16 protein-coding genes are annotated in these 14,452 nt (G+C 45.0%); 7 read left to right on the top strand and 9 right to left on the bottom strand.

Features of this window, described 5'->3' with window-relative positions; all coding sequences use genetic code 11:
* Positions 1–13 precede the first annotated feature (13 nt).
* Genes MTR11_RS06370 through MTR11_RS06360 form a run of 3 tightly spaced genes read left to right on the top strand, consistent with a single transcriptional unit; the run spans position 14 to position 2,377 of the window.
* Positions 14–892 carry a LysR family transcriptional regulator gene (locus MTR11_RS06370; RefSeq protein WP_243327154.1) on the top strand — a complete coding sequence of 293 codons (879 nt, stop codon included), beginning with the start codon at positions 14–16 and terminating at the stop codon, positions 890–892.
* Between the two features lie 22 nt (positions 893–914).
* Positions 915–1,742, top strand: coding sequence for an NAD-dependent epimerase/dehydratase family protein (locus tag MTR11_RS06365; RefSeq protein WP_005390906.1), 828 nt, complete (start codon positions 915–917; stop codon positions 1,740–1,742).
* Complete coding sequence (locus MTR11_RS06360; RefSeq protein ID WP_005390904.1) at positions 1,739–2,377, top strand: YdcF family protein; 639 nt, start codon at positions 1,739–1,741, stop codon at positions 2,375–2,377. Before MTR11_RS06365 ends, MTR11_RS06360 begins: the two co-directional genes overlap by 4 nt.
* A 61-nt stretch (positions 2,378–2,438) precedes the next feature.
* Here the strand turns inward: MTR11_RS06360 and MTR11_RS06355 are convergent, their stop codons facing one another.
* Both MTR11_RS06355 and cysS read right to left on the bottom strand, forming a co-directional pair.
* Complete coding sequence (locus MTR11_RS06355; protein ID WP_005378154.1) at positions 2,439–3,017, bottom strand: thymidine kinase; 579 nt, start codon at positions 3,015–3,017, stop codon at positions 2,439–2,441.
* Between the two features lie 87 nt (positions 3,018–3,104).
* The gene (gene cysS, locus MTR11_RS06350; protein WP_005390902.1) at positions 3,105–4,487 is read right to left on the bottom strand and encodes a cysteine--tRNA ligase; all 1,383 of its coding nucleotides are present in this window, start codon (positions 4,485–4,487) and stop codon (positions 3,105–3,107) included.
* 203 nt (positions 4,488–4,690) lie between these two features.
* Between cysS and MTR11_RS06345 the strand changes: the two genes are divergently transcribed.
* The 4 genes from MTR11_RS06345 (at position 4,691) to MTR11_RS06330 (ending at position 7,898) form a co-directional block, all read left to right on the top strand.
* The gene (locus tag MTR11_RS06345) at positions 4,691–5,185 is read left to right on the top strand and encodes a peptidylprolyl isomerase (protein ID WP_005390900.1); all 495 of its coding nucleotides are present in this window, start codon (positions 4,691–4,693) and stop codon (positions 5,183–5,185) included.
* 60 nt (positions 5,186–5,245) lie between these two features.
* Positions 5,246–5,983, top strand: a complete 738-nt coding sequence (gene lpxH / locus MTR11_RS06340) for a UDP-2,3-diacylglucosamine diphosphatase (RefSeq protein ID WP_006743038.1) — start codon at positions 5,246–5,248, stop codon at positions 5,981–5,983.
* Positions 5,984–6,081: 98 nt separating this feature from the next.
* Positions 6,082–7,296, top strand: a complete 1,215-nt coding sequence (locus MTR11_RS06335) for an EAL and HDOD domain-containing protein (protein ID WP_005378158.1) — start codon at positions 6,082–6,084, stop codon at positions 7,294–7,296.
* An 86-nt stretch (positions 7,297–7,382) separates the two neighbouring features.
* Complete coding sequence (locus MTR11_RS06330; RefSeq protein ID WP_237311841.1) at positions 7,383–7,898, top strand: YchJ family protein; 516 nt, start codon at positions 7,383–7,385, stop codon at positions 7,896–7,898.
* A gap of 281 nt (positions 7,899–8,179) precedes the next feature.
* On the opposite strand, the gene hisIE is transcribed toward MTR11_RS06330, so the two are convergent.
* The 7 genes from hisIE to hisD form a co-directional block, all read right to left on the bottom strand.
* On the bottom strand, positions 8,180–8,815 hold the full coding sequence (gene hisIE / locus MTR11_RS06325; protein WP_048626222.1) for a bifunctional phosphoribosyl-AMP cyclohydrolase/phosphoribosyl-ATP diphosphatase HisIE: 636 nt from the start codon (positions 8,813–8,815) through the stop codon (positions 8,180–8,182).
* Complete coding sequence (gene hisF / locus MTR11_RS06320; RefSeq protein WP_054867303.1) at positions 8,812–9,585, bottom strand: imidazole glycerol phosphate synthase subunit HisF; 774 nt, start codon at positions 9,583–9,585, stop codon at positions 8,812–8,814. The genes hisIE and hisF overlap by 4 nt, the downstream gene beginning before the upstream one ends.
* The gene (gene hisA, locus MTR11_RS06315) at positions 9,567–10,304 is read right to left on the bottom strand and encodes a 1-(5-phosphoribosyl)-5-[(5-phosphoribosylamino)methylideneamino]imidazole-4-carboxamide isomerase (RefSeq protein ID WP_005390889.1); all 738 of its coding nucleotides are present in this window, start codon (positions 10,302–10,304) and stop codon (positions 9,567–9,569) included. Before hisA ends, hisF begins: the two co-directional genes overlap by 19 nt.
* A 12-nt stretch (positions 10,305–10,316) precedes the next feature.
* On the bottom strand, positions 10,317–10,931 hold the full coding sequence (hisH, locus tag MTR11_RS06310; RefSeq protein WP_243327153.1) for an imidazole glycerol phosphate synthase subunit HisH: 615 nt from the start codon (positions 10,929–10,931) through the stop codon (positions 10,317–10,319).
* A 26-nt stretch (positions 10,932–10,957) separates the two neighbouring features.
* Positions 10,958–12,031 (bottom strand): bifunctional histidinol-phosphatase/imidazoleglycerol-phosphate dehydratase HisB, encoded by a 1,074-nt coding sequence (hisB, locus tag MTR11_RS06305; RefSeq protein WP_203342277.1) that lies wholly within the window; start codon positions 12,029–12,031, stop codon positions 10,958–10,960.
* Between the two features lie 65 nt (positions 12,032–12,096).
* Positions 12,097–13,137: a histidinol-phosphate transaminase gene (gene hisC / locus MTR11_RS06300; RefSeq protein ID WP_243327152.1), complete on the bottom strand. Its 1,041-nt coding sequence runs from the start codon at positions 13,135–13,137 to the stop codon at positions 12,097–12,099.
* Between the two features lie 18 nt (positions 13,138–13,155).
* A complete protein-coding gene (hisD, locus tag MTR11_RS06295) occupies positions 13,156–14,448 on the bottom strand; it encodes a histidinol dehydrogenase (protein ID WP_005390871.1) in 1,293 nt (430 codons plus the stop codon).
* Between the last annotated feature and the right edge of the window lie 4 nt (positions 14,449–14,452).

Genomic DNA, 14,452 nt, shown 5'->3' with positions numbered 1-14,452 from the left:
CGGCAAAAGCGATATGTTTACCATCGAACAACTGCAAGCTTTCATTGCTACATCAGAAACCGGATCATTTTCAGGCGCGGCAAGAAAACTGGGGCGAGCTCAATCCGTAGTCAGCCAACACATCATAAATATGGAGGTCGACTGTGGTGTTGATCTATTTGATCGCTCTGGTCGATATCCGAAATTAACCGAGAGTGGCCTCGCGCTCATACCTTATGCACAAGCGGCAATCAGCCAACTCGACCGATTGAACAACAGAGCATCACAGCTTTTTTCAACACCAACTAATAAATTAGTTTTAGCCATTGATGAAGGGATTCCTCTGACTCGCTTGCCCGACGTGCTAAAAAATTTAGAGCAACGCTTTCCACACTTGCAAGTTGAATGCTTAACAGCTTCAAGTCCGGATATCATTGAATTGGTCAAATCGGAGCGCGCCACTACTGGGATTATTTTGAGTGACTTACAAATGCCAAGACATATCGATTTCACTAATCTTGGTAACATTACGTTCGATGTCTATGTCTCTTCAACACACGCTCTGGCACAACAACGCGTCACTCACATTGATCAACTCAAACAACATCGTCAACTGGTCATACGCTCCAAAAACGCAGAGCCATGTGGTCTCAATCAAGCATTCAGCCCGGATATCTGGTACGCTGATAACTACTATATTTTGTTGGAATTAGCGAATAAAGGGTTTGGTTGGTGCTTTCTTCCGGAGCATTTAGTCGCGTATTCACCGAACACACTGACAAGAGTTGGGGATGATTTCACAAAGCTGGCTTGGCAAGTCAATGTTGACCTTATTCAACATCAGAAATGGCATTCAGATCCCCTCCATCAACAAGCCAAAGCAGAGCTGCTCAATCTATTCGAGCAGACATAAATAAGTAAGTAGGAAGACCCAAATGGCAAATACATTGATCGTAGGTGCAGGCTGGCTCGGAACTCCGCTAGCAGAAACTTTGATGAAAGACGGACACCACGTTGTCGTTACTCGTCGTAACCAAGCTCGGTTAAACGAGTTACCCGCTTCATTAACTCACTCCGCATTATTCGATTTTAATCAACTTAACGCGGCGAAACGGCTAGATGAGTTGCTTAAGCAACATAAAATTACTCACGTTGTCGGTGCTTTTCCCCCTGGTTTTCGTAAAGGACGCGGACAAGAATACGCTCAACAATGGCAAATGCTCGCAAACGCAGCAAAGCAAAACAACGTTGAAAAGCTCGTTATGATTAGCTCTACAACGGTGTATCCCAACCTAGCTTCTGATATGGAAGAAGCAGATGCGTCACTCTCTTTAGCAGCCGACAGCCCTTATTTCTCTGACAATGCACGTATTATGCTGCAAGCCGAGCAGCATGTTATCGATTCTAATATTAGCTTCGTCATTATGCGTTGTAGCGGGCTAATTGGGCCAGATAGGCACCCTTCTCGCTTTGCAATGAGACTAAAACAAGTCAGTCGTAAAGCGCCTGCTAATATGCTTCATCAAGATGATGCGGTATCGGCGGTCAAATTTGCTTTAGATAATTTAAGTAACCAAGTCATTAACGTGACCACACCGCATACCGTCAGCAAGGCGGAGTTCTACCAAGCCGCTATAAATAAGAGCGAAAGTGAGATACCTCTTCCCCCAGTCACAGAACAAACAGATAAGCGCATTCTCGCAGACAAACTACTCTCACTTGGCTATCAATTTCATTTCAACTCAACTTTGGACGCGCTATGAAACTCTATCGACACATAGAAACACTTTGGGATTACATGCAACTCAAACATGAGCTGAAACCCGCAGACTGTTTGTTTGTGATGTGCAGTAACGATGTGCGTGTAGCAGAGCATGCAGCAAATCTGTACCACCAAAAGTTAGCGCCTTTGATTGTATTTTCAGGGGGAGAAGGTCGTTTTACCGATGGACTGTTTGAAAAAAGCGAAGCGGAAACTTTTGCCGAAATTGCCAAGATGTCAGGCGTGCCCAGTGAAGCAATTTTGCTCGAAACTGAATCCACCAACAGTGGAGAAAACGTTCGCTTTACTGAGCAACGATTGAAAGAGGAAGGAAAAAATTGCTCATCGTTTATTCTGGTGCAAAAACCATTTATGGAACGCAGAGCTATAGCGACATTTGAAAAACAGTGGCAGTCACCCTACTCCCAGCTCCAAGTAAGCTCTACGGCTCATCCGTTTTTTGAGTATATTAATGAAGACATGCCATTAATGATGGTGCTAGAAGCACTAATGGAAGATTTCTCTCGTGTAAAAAGCTATCCAGAGAAAGGATTTCAAACCGAGCAGAACATCCCTCAGCAAGTCGAATCGTCTTACCAGGTTTTGCTAGAGAGATTTGGTTTTGACTTAGTCTAAGCCCTTTCTAGCAGACAACAAAAAGCCACCGATTACGGTGGCTTTTCTGTATTAATACGGATTATTTACCGAGTGCTTCTTTGTAATGCTGACGGCACACGGAGACATATTTGTCGTTACCGCCGATCGCAACTTGATCGCCCTCTTTAATCGCCACGCCATGTTCATCGGTACGAATAACCATATTCGCTTTGCGACCGCAGTGGCAGATCGTTTTGAGCTCAACCAACTTGTCTGCCCAAGATAACAGGTACTTACTGCCTTCAAAAAGTTCGCCTAGAAAATCGGTGCGAAGGCCGTAACACAATACTGGAATATGCAGTTTATCAACAACTTCAGTAAGTTGGTAAACCTGCTCTTTCGACAAGAACTGACACTCATCAACAAGAATACAGTGACGTTTCTCAACCTCATTCAGAGCTGCGATCTCTTGATATAAATTGGTATCCTGACGAAACAAATGTGCATCAGATTGAAGACCAATACGAGAGCTCACTTTACCGACACCAAAGCGATCATCTAGTGCCGCCGTAAAAATAACTGGCGTCATGCCGCGTTCTTGATAGTTGAAAGAGGATTGAAGAAGCGTTGTTGATTTACCCGCATTCATTGCTGAGTAATAGAAATACATCTGAGCCACAGAGCATTACCTAAAGTTAAAGTTTTAATTTATGGAAATGGAAAATAAAAGGGCTGAATTATCAGCCCTTTAAAATTGAAAATTCAATTACTTACGACGCCACGTTGTGCCTTCTGGACCATCTTCCAGAACAATACCCATTTCGGTCAGCTTGTCACGAGCCATATCTGCATTCGCCCAATCTTTCGCAGCGCGAGAGTCGTTACGCAGCTTGATAAGAGCTTCGATTTCAGCCACTTCATCATCGTTACCTGCATCACCTTTTAGGAAGGCTTCTGGATCTTGGTGAAGAATACCGATCACATCTGCTAGTTCACGCATTAACGCACCTAGCTCGCTCGCTTTCTCTAGGTTTTCTGTTTTCAGACGGTTAACTTCGCGCGCCATGTCGAACAGAACTGAGTACGCTTCTGGCGTATTGAAGTCATCGTTCATCGCTGCTGTAAAGCGAGATACATACTCTTCACCACCAGCAGGAGCAGCATTTAGATCCAAACCACGTAGAGAAGTGTATAGACGCTCAAGCGAAGCGCGTGCTTGGTTTAGGTTCTCTTCGCTGTAGTTTAACTGGCTACGGTAGTGACCAGACATAAGGAAGTAACGAACCGTTTCTGCATCGTAGTGACCAAGTACGTCACGGATAGTAAAGAAGTTGCCTAGAGACTTAGACATCTTCTCGCGATCTACCATCACCATGCCACTGTGCATCCAAGTATTTACGTACTTAGTGTCGTGTGCACAGCATGATTGCGCGATTTCGTTTTCGTGGTGTGGGAACTGAAGATCAGAGCCGCCACCGTGAATATCAAAGTGATCACCTAGGATTGAAGAGTTCATAGCAGAACATTCAATGTGCCAGCCTGGACGACCAGGGCCCCATGGTGATTCCCACGTAGGTTCACCTGGTTTAGACATCTTCCAAAGAACGAAGTCTAGTGGGCTGCGTTTGGCTGTTTCGACATCAACGCGCGCGCCCGCTTGCAGCTGATCCAAATCTTGTTTAGACAGTTTGCCGTATTCGTCAAACTTGCGAACCTCAAACATTACATCGCCATTATCCGCAACGTAAGCAAAGCCACGTTCAATCAGTTTTTGAACAAGTTCGATGATTTCTGGAATAAACTGGGTTGCACGAGGCTCAATATCTGGGCGCTTCATGTTTAATGCGTCGAAGTCTGCGTGCATTTCACCGATCAAGCGCTCGGTCAATGAGTCACAAGACTCGCCATTTTCAGCCGCACGTTTAATGATCTTATCATCGATGTCTGTGATGTTGCGTACAAACGTTAGATCGTAACCTAGGTAACGAAGGTAACGTGATACCACGTCAAAGGAGACAAAAGTGCGACCGTGACCGATGTGACAGAGATCGTAGATGGTAACTCCACAGACATACATGCCGACTTTGCCAGCTGTAATTGGTTTGAATTCCTCTTTCTGTCTTGTGAGTGTGTTATATATCTTTAACATGATCTCTATCTATGATTGTGAATGAATAAAAGAAGGTCGAGTATATCAACTCCGACCTGGTTAGGTAATAGCAATTAACCGATAAAACGATAATCGGCTAAACTTCAAGCACAAAACGAAGAATTTCCTCTTCCTGAGTTTTTAAAGCACTAGAACTTAGGCTAGAATCTCGGGCTCAACACAACACAGTAAAGGAAAGTAGCATGATCACCCTTCACACTAATTTTGGTGACATCAAGATTCAACTAAACGAAGAGAAAGCGCCAGAGACTAGCGCAAACTTCCTTCAGTACTGCCGCGATGGCTTTTACGACAACACTCTTTTCCACCGTGTTATTGACGGTTTCATGATCCAAGGTGGTGGCATGGAACCTGGTCTACGTGAAAAAGCATCACGTGCACCTATCAAGAACGAAGCAAACAACGGCCTAAGCAACAAAGTGGGTACACTTGCTATGGCACGTACTATGGAACCGCATTCAGCAAGCTCTCAGTTCTTTATCAACGTAAACAACAACACATTCCTAGATTTCCGTAGCGAAAGCCTAGATGGTTGGGGTTACTGTGTATTCGGTGAAGTTGTAGAAGGCATGGACATCGTAAATAAGATCAAAGGCGTTAGCACTGGTTCTTACGGCATGCACCAAGACGTACCTCTAGAGGACGTAGTAATCACTGGTACAACAATTGAAGAATAATTCGTAAGAATTATTTCTAAGAGATAAGTTAATGGGGAGGCATCGCTTCCCCTTATTTCTATGACAACATTATTTATTTCCGATCTTCACCTCACCCCATCGCGTCCGGATATTACGGAATGTTTTGTGACGTTCATGCGAACAGAAGCAACGAAAGCCGATGCACTTTATGTATTAGGCGATCTGTTCGAGTTTTGGGTTGGAGACGATGACAAAACTCCTTTTGCCAATCAAATCCGTACTGAGTTCCAGCAACTAACAAAGACTGGCGTTCCTGTTTATTTCATTCAGGGCAATCGCGACTTCCTATTGGGAAAACGCTTCTGTAAAGAGACAGGCATTACATTACTGGATGAAGTTAGCCTCATAGACCTTTATGGTACTAAAGCGGTTATTCTCCACGGTGACACCCTGTGTACTGACGACATTGATTATCAAAAATTCCGTAAGACTGTTCATCAACCTTGGTTGCAGTGGCTGTTTAATCACATTCCTTGGTTTATTAAGAAGAAAATTGTCTCAAAAGTTCAATCCGATATTCGTGATGATAAAATGAGCAAGCCTTTAGACATCATGGACGTCAATCAAAATGAAGTCGAGAAAGTGATGTCTCAGAATTGCGTCAACTTAATGATTCATGGTCACACTCATCGCCCGAATACACATTTTTTTGACGTCGATGGCGTTAAAAAGACCCGGATAGTTTTAGGGGATTGGTATACGCAAGGCTCAGTTTTACAAGTAAATTCTGATGGCTTTGACCTACAAACGAGACCATTCATACAGAATTTGCGTTAAGCATGTAGAGCGTGTAGAAGATTCACGCTCAAGTCGTAGATATTTTGTAAAAAATCGCTATTATCATAATACTAAGTTAAACAGAACGAAGTACCTAATTGAAGTATTCTTACGTAGCTCGCCAACCGATTCTGGATAGAGAAAAACGAACCATAGGTTACGAACTTCTCTTTCGAGACGGTCCTAAAAATACCTTCCCTGAAGTAGAACCAGAGCTGGCTACTAGTCGACTGCTATCCGATCATTTTTTGTCGACGCATTACAACACATTAGGGAACAAACTTGGCTTTGTTAACTTTCCGCATCAAAGCTTAGTGAATCTGGTCCCAACTCTGTTTCCCAAAGAGTCTCTCGTCATTGAAGTCCTTGAAGATTGTGAACCGACAGAAGAGTTGCTAGAAGCCATCAAGCACCTGCATGAATGCGGATACAAAATTGCTTTAGATGATTTTGTGCCGACGAAGGCTTGGAAACGTTTTCTTCCATACGTTTCCATGATCAAGTTTGACATTCGACTCGTACCGATTAAGAAAGCCGCTATTTTTATTCAGGCATTAAGCCCATTTAAAATCGACTTTCTTGCGGAAAAGGTAGAGACCTACGAAGAGTTTGAGCAAGCTTTAGAAGCCGGTTTTAACTACTTTCAGGGATATTTTTTCAGCAAGCCTGAGATGATCCAGAAAAAACGGTTGAACCCCGCGTTTCTTACCGTCATCCAGCTTTGTAAAGAGATTGCAGATAAGCCCATCGACTTCAATGAAGTGGAACGTCTGTTTTCGATTGATGTGACGCTATCATACAAGCTGCTTACTTACGTTAATTCAGGCTATACATTAACGACCAAGATTAAGTCGTTCAGACAAGCACTTATTTATCTGGGTGAAGAGCGACTACGACGCTTCATATCCTTAGTTGCCATTGCGTCCGTTCAAGAAGATAAACCAGATTCTCTTTACTCCTTAGCGATTCAGCGTGCAAGAATGTGTGAACTGTTACTTAGTCAAATGAACACTAGGTATGACCCTGGGCAGGCTTTTTTAACGGGAATGTTTTCTCTACTCGGTTCGTTGCTCGATCAACCGCTCTCGGATGTCATTGAAGATATCCCCGTTGACGAAGATATAAAACTCGCATTAACCAGTCGAAAAGGCGTACTTGGCCACTTACTTTCAATGACGATCGCCTACGAACAAGCAGACTGGGAATTAGCTGAGCGGTATTGCACCGTTCTTAAATTAACCGAGCCTCAATTAGCAGACGCTTTTAATCAATCTACCGAGTGGGCTCAAGAACTGCTGTCTCAAACGCCCTAAATCGCTATAATGCCCCAAAGAATACTGCAGCCTCACTGATGTGAGGTTGTTTGTTTTTACCGCTTAATTAATCGAGATTTCATTTTATGGCTTCTTCTTGTCCTTGCGGCTCTAACCGCACCTACCAACAGTGTTGTGAAATTGCCCACAATAACCATGCTGACGTTACCACTCCGGAGCAGTTAATGCGCTCTCGTTACAGTGCGCATGTGTTAGGTCTAGTAGATTACGTGGTGAACACGTACCACCCAAGCTGTAATGCAGAAGAACAACGAGAAGGCATTGCCCAATCTATCGACAGCGATTGGTGCAAACTTGAAGTATTAAAAACAGAAGCTGGCAGTAATGACAATGAAGGCTTTGTCGAGTTTAGCGCTTATTTTGATGAAGACGGCAAACGCTACTGTATGACAGAACTTTCTCGCTTCGTAAAAGAAAATGGGCTTTGGTACTACATTGACGGCACATTTCCTGAAGAAGAGCCAGAAGAAGAACCAGAACAGGATCCACGATTGAGCCAGCCAGTTAGTAGCCTAAAGCTAGGTCGTAACGATCCGTGTATCTGCGGAAGCGGTAAGAAGTTTAAGAAGTGTTGTGGGTAAAGGCATCCACGCTTAGCTTATTGAGCTCGCTTTATTGAGATTTATGATCTCACCTAAGCTCGTCGGAATAACGTGAATATGTACTTTCGTTTGAAATAGATAACGCGACTTCAAATACCATTAGAAAATATTCCGTCATTCTGAACAGCGAGGGACGAGCGTGATTCAGAATCTAATCGCCACCAGCACTGTTGCCGGTTTTTACCCCCGAATCAAGAACACTAAATTAAAAAAGCCCCTAGGCTCGAGAGCATAGGGGCTTTCACTTATCTATAGCAAGCTTACTTATGACGCTCTTTCAGTTTGTTCACTACGTCATTCATCGATAAGCCTTGGTCTTGAAGCAATACCATTAAGTGATAAATCAAATCTGCTGATTCACACACTAACTCCGCCTTATCGCCCGACGTCGCCGCAAGCGCGACTTCAACGCCTTCTTCGCCCACTTTTTGCGAAATACGCTTGGTGCCACGGGCATAAAGACTGGCAGTATAAGAGGAATCTGGGTCGGCACTCTTGCGGGCAGCCAATAGCTGCTCAAGTTGATGAAGCCACACCATTTGTGACTCCTCTTGAGGGTCCACATCCCAGCAAGTTGTGTTACCCAAGTGACACGTAGGGCCAATGGGATTCACTTTCACCAGTAGCGTATCGTTGTCGCAATCGAGCTGCATGTTCACCAATTGTAATACATTGCCTGAGGTTTCCCCTTTGGTCCAAAGACGCTCTTTGGTACGAGAGAAAAACGTCACTTGACCTGTTTCGCCCGTTTTTGCCAGCGCATCTTGGTTCATGTAACCCATCATCAGCACTTGGCTTGATTGGAAGTCTTGTACGATGGCAGGTACCAGACCATCCACCTTTTCCCAGTTGATTCGCTCAGCTAGCGAACTTACTTCGGCGGCTTTCACACTCATAGTCGTACCTCAATGCCTTGTTGTTTCAAATACAGCTTTAATTCACCAATATTGATGACTTGTTTGTGGAATACCGACGCGGCAAGCGCGCCATCCACATTTGCTTTTTGGTATGCTTCCGCAAAGTGCTCCATAGCACCCGCGCCACCCGATGCAATCAGCGGTACATTACATACTTCGCGCACCATATTCAGTTGTTCGATGTCGTAGCCGTTACGCACACCGTCTTGGTTCATCATGTTCAGTACGATTTCACCAGCGCCGCGTTTTTGTACTTCTTGCACCCAATCACGCGTTTCCCATTGGGTCGCTTTGGTTCGTTCTTCATCACCAGTAAACTGGTAAACCTGATACTTACCTGTCTCTTTGTCGTAGTATGAATCGATACCAACGACGATACATTGCACACCAAACTTATCAGCAAGGTCAGTAATCAGTTGCGGGTTCGCCAATGCAGGTGAGTTGATAGACACCTTATCTGCACCAAACTCAAGAATGCGCGCTGCGTCTTCTGCTGATTTAATACCACCAGCCACACAGAAAGGAATATCAATCACTTCAGCAACGCGAGCGACCCAACTTTTATCAACGACACGCCCATCACTTGAAGCGGTAATATCGTAGAACACAAGCTCGTCAGCGCCTTCTTCAGCATAACGCTGCGCCAGAGGAACGATGTCACCAATGATTTCGTGGTTGCGGAACTGGACGCCCTTCACCACTTGTCCATCACGAACATCAAGACATGGAATTATTCGCTTTGCCAGCATGCAAACGCCTCCTCTGCTGTGAACTTACCATCTAACAATGCGCGACCAACAATCACACCAGCAACACCGCTGCCTTTTAGTGCTTCGATATCCGCTAATGAGCCAATGCCGCCTGAAGATTGAAACTGCACTTGTGGGTACTGTTTACATAAGTCGACGTAAAGCTCAACGTTTGAGCCTTCTAGCGTACCATCACGAGAAATGTCCGTGCAAAGCACATGCTGTAGACCTACCGTCAGATAATCGTTGATCAAAGCTTCGATAGTCACACCTGAGTCTTCTTGCCAACCAGATATTGCCACTTTACGCGTGCCGTCTTGGTCGATGTTGATATCTAGAGCGAGAACGATTTTCTCCGCGCCATACTTTTCCATCCAACCTTTCACAAGCTCTGGTTGTTTTACTGCTGTAGAACCAACCACAACACGTTGAGCACCGGCTTCTAACAGATCAATCACGTCTTGCTCTGTACGCACTCCACCACCGATTTGGATGTTCGCTGGCGTGCTTGCGAGTAGTTTTGCAATCAAATCAAGTTGGCGCGCTGTTGTGTCTTTCGCACCTGTCAAATCCACTAAGTGTAGCCAGTTAGCACCTGCTTGGTGGTACAAATTAAACTGCTCTGCTGGATCGACTTTGTACTCGGTTACTTGGCCGTAATCACCTTGATAAAGGCGAACCACCTGTCCTTCAATTAAATCAAGAGCTGGAATAATCACACTAAATCCCTTTTATAATTCTAAGAAGTTTTGAATAAGCTTCGCGCCCGCTTTTGAAGAACGCTCTGGGTGGAATTGCACACCATAATAGTTACCGCTTTGAACCGCAGCAGTGAATGGATTTCCGTAATCACATTCGGCAATGGTGTAGTCTCCAACTGGCATCGCAAAGCTGTGCACAAAATAGAAGTACTCACCCTCTTCAATACCTTTGAATAACGGATTGCCTGCTTTTGCAGAAACGGTATTCCACCCCATGTGCGGCAGTGGCAAATCGCCGGTTTGAAGCAGCTTCACTTCGCCATCACAAAGTCCAAGACAGTCAACTAACTCGTCGGCTTTCTGGCCTTTCTCTTGAGACACTTTGCCCAACAGTTGCATGCCTAGACAGATACCTAACAGCGGCTTTTCTACCTGTTTTACTAAGCTGATAAGATCGCGCTCTTCTAGGTTCTTCATCGCTTCGCTGGCGGTTCCCACGCCCGGTAGGAATAGCTTGTCTGCCGACAATACAACTTGCGGATCTTTTGAAATTGTTACGTCATAGCCTAGGCGTTCAACAGCAAACTTCACTGAAGAGACGTTGGCACAGCCGGTATCGATAATGACAACTTTCTGTTCTGTCACTGTTTTTCTCCTTGCTAAGGTTAGCCTTAAAGTACGCCTTTACTACTTGGTAGCTCAGTGCCTTCTACTTTGATTGCTTGGCGCAAAGTACGACCAAACGCTTTAAATAGACTTTCAATGATGTGGTGATCATTGTTGCCCGCAGAAGAAAGGTGCAACGTACACGCTAGGGTGTCAGTCAGAGAACGGAAGAAGTGAACCACCATCTCTGTTGAAAGATCACCCACTTGCTCACGGCTAAATTGCGCGTCGAATTTAAGGTAAGGACGACCTGATAGGTCTAGAGCACATTGTGCCAAACACTCATCCATTGGAAGACTAAAGCCAAAGCGACCAATACCACGCTTGTCACCAAGTGCTTCTTTCAAGGCTTGACCTAATGCAAGAGCGGTATCTTCTACTGTGTGGTGATCATCAATGTGCAGGTCACCTTCCACTTTGCACACCATTTGGAATCCACCGTGCGTCGCAATTTGATCCAGCATGTGGTCGAAGAAACCAAGACCCGTTGAGATATCGTTACCGCCTTGCTCATCAAGATTAACCGCAACTTTGATGTCCGTTTCTTTCGTGGTACGAATCACTTCAGCAATACGAGCTTTCACCGTTAGGTCTTTCAGGATCTGTTTCCAACCCATGGTTTCTGGATTGTATTGAATACCGCGAATCGCCATGTTTTCTGCAAGTTGAAGATCGGTTTGGCGGTCACCAATCACTACAGAGTTTTGGAAATCAACTTTGCCACCTTGAAGGTACTCTTTCACCATGCCTAGCTTAGGCTTACGGCAAGAGCAGTTATCTTCTTCAAAGTGAGGACAAATCAACACGTCATCGAACTTCACACCCTGAGATTCAAAGATCTCCATCATCATGTTGTGTGGAGCATCAAAATCAGCTTGTGGATAGCTGTCGGTACCCAAACCATCTTGGTTAGTTACCATCACTAGGCGGTATCCCGCATCCTGCAACGACAACAGGCTTGGGATAACAAATGGCTCTAGTTTTAGCTTATCTAAACGGTCAACTTGGAAATCAATCGGTGGCTCAACAATCAGCGTGCCATCTCGGTCGATAAATAGGATTTTTTGTTGCTTGCTCACTCGAACTTCCTTATTACTAATCTTGTTTCGTTCTCGGCATAAACCGAGAACGTTGAGAATTCTATTTATGAATAGTAGTTTCTAATGAAACCCAGTGTCTTTTCACACTCGTCGCGGTTACCAACACTGATACGCACGCAGTTCTCAATTGGCGAGTTACGCAGGATAATGCCCGTATCCCAAGCAGCTTTGAAAAGAGCATCGCCATCTGGGAATTTCACCAATAAGTAGTTACTCCACCCTTCAAAAACCTCCAGACCCGGAATCATCGACAAACCAACTTGTAAGTAAGCTCGGTTCGCGTTCAAATCGAGAACTTGGAACTTCGCTCGCGCTAGGCCTGCTTCAGAGAGCGCTTGAGTGGCAATTTCTGCCACTGGAACTGGGACTGGATATGGTGCGATAACTTTAAGAAGGACGTTAATCAGTTCTTCGTTTGCTAGCGTAAATCCGCAACGAAGACCAGCAAGCGCGAAAGCTTTCGACAGAGTACGCAGAATCGCTAGGTTTGGATATTCTGCCAGTAAATCTACTGTTGACGCTTCTGGACAAAAATCGATATACGCTTCGTCCATGACCACGATTGCGCGGTCTTTTGTCATCTCAAGCAGAGAGACAATATCGTCACGCTTAACTAAGTTACCCGTTGGGTTGTTTGGCGAGCATACGAAAACCAGTTTCACGTTATCCAGGCTCGCTTCGATACTTGCGAGGTCTAGTTGCCAATCTGACGTTAGCGGCACCGTTTTGCGCTCTACACCGATGGTTTCTGCACTGATGGCGTACATACCGTAAGTCGGTGGGCAGTATAAAATCGCGTCTTCACCCGGTTCACAGAAAGCACGAATCAATAACTCAATACCTTCATCTGCACCGCGAGAAGTCAGCGTTTGTTCTGGCTTCACTCCAGCATACGCGGCGTAAGCAGAAATCAGTTCTTTCGGCTGGCATTCGCTGTAACGATTAAGACGAGCAAAGTCTGTTTTGTATTCATTGTTGAATGGCGATTCGTTGGCGTTCAGCCATACGTCACCTGTTCCACCAATTCGGCGAGCCGAAAGATAAGGTGTTAGTTGTTGGACTTGTTTACGCGCTAGCTTTTCCATCTCTTTACTCTCTTATTCTTACTTACTTGCTAATTTTTCTACACGGATAGTAACAGCACGTTTGTGGGCGTCCAGACCTTCTGCTTCAGCCATGGTGACAACCGTTGGCGCAAGATTTTTAAGACCGTCAGCTGAAAGCTCTTGAACCGTCATTCGTTTAGAAAAATCAGCCAAACCTAAGCTTGAATATGTCCGTGTGTAACCATAAGTAGGAAGAACGTGGTTAGTGCCCGATGCGTAATCACCTGCAGATTCAGGCGACCAATCACCAAGGAAGATCGAACCTGCGTTGTCTAATAGAGGCAGAAGCTCGCGTGGGTTCTTAGTCTGAACAATTAAGTGCTCAGGGCCATAATAATTAGAAATAGAGATCGCTTGGGTGATCGATTCAGCAATAATGATTAAACTCGATGCGAGCGCTTTTTCTGCAATCTCTGAACGAGACAACTCTTTCAATTGACGACGAACGGCATCTGTCACCTGATCTGCAATAATGGCTGATGGCGTCACAAGTACAACTTGAGAGTCAGGTCCATGCTCTGCCTGACTTAGAAGGTCCGCCGCAATAAAATCTGGGTCCGCTGTTTCATCCGCAATCACAAGAACTTCCGAAGGACCCGCTGGCATATCAATCGCTGCGCCACGGAAATCATTGCTCACCTGACGCTTTGCTTCCGTCACGTAAGCGTTACCCGGGCCAAAAATCTTATCAACTTTTGATACGGTCTCTGTACCATATGCCATTGCAGCAACAGCTTGACCACCACCGACGTTGTACACTTCATCAATGCCACACAATTTTGCTACATAAAGGATCTCGTCAGCGATTGGAGGCGGAGAGCAAAGCACAACTTTACGACAGCCAGCAATTTTCGCAGGCACGCCCAGCATCAAAACCGTCGATGGCAATGGCGCGCTACCACCAGGAATGTACAAACCCACTTTTTGAATTGGACGTGTTACCTGTTCACAAAGCACACCCGGTTGAGTTTCGACTTTAATTGGCTGTGGCTTTTGCGCTTTGTGGAATTTAGAAATATTGGCATAAGCTTGCTCTAATGCGTTTTTCATTGATTCAGACAAGCGCTCTGAAGCGGCTTTAATTTCCTGAGAAGAAACACGAATGGACTCAGGTTTAACGCGATCAAACTTTTCTGTCAGCTCGTTGAGAGCAGAGTCGCCTTCATTTCTAACTTTAGCGATAACCTCAGACACTGCTGCAGTGATATTTGCACCTTCTGCAATAGCAGGACGTTCTAAGATCGAATCTTGCTGCTCTTCACTTAAAGATTGCCAAACGACTGTTCTCATGATG

The organism is Vibrio sp. CCB-PB317, from assembly GCF_022808245.1.
Classification (GTDB): Bacteria; Pseudomonadota; Gammaproteobacteria; order Enterobacterales; family Vibrionaceae; genus Vibrio; species Vibrio diabolicus.
Note: the sequence above shows the minus strand (reverse complement) of the source record. Positions and strands in the feature narration are given on the sequence as shown.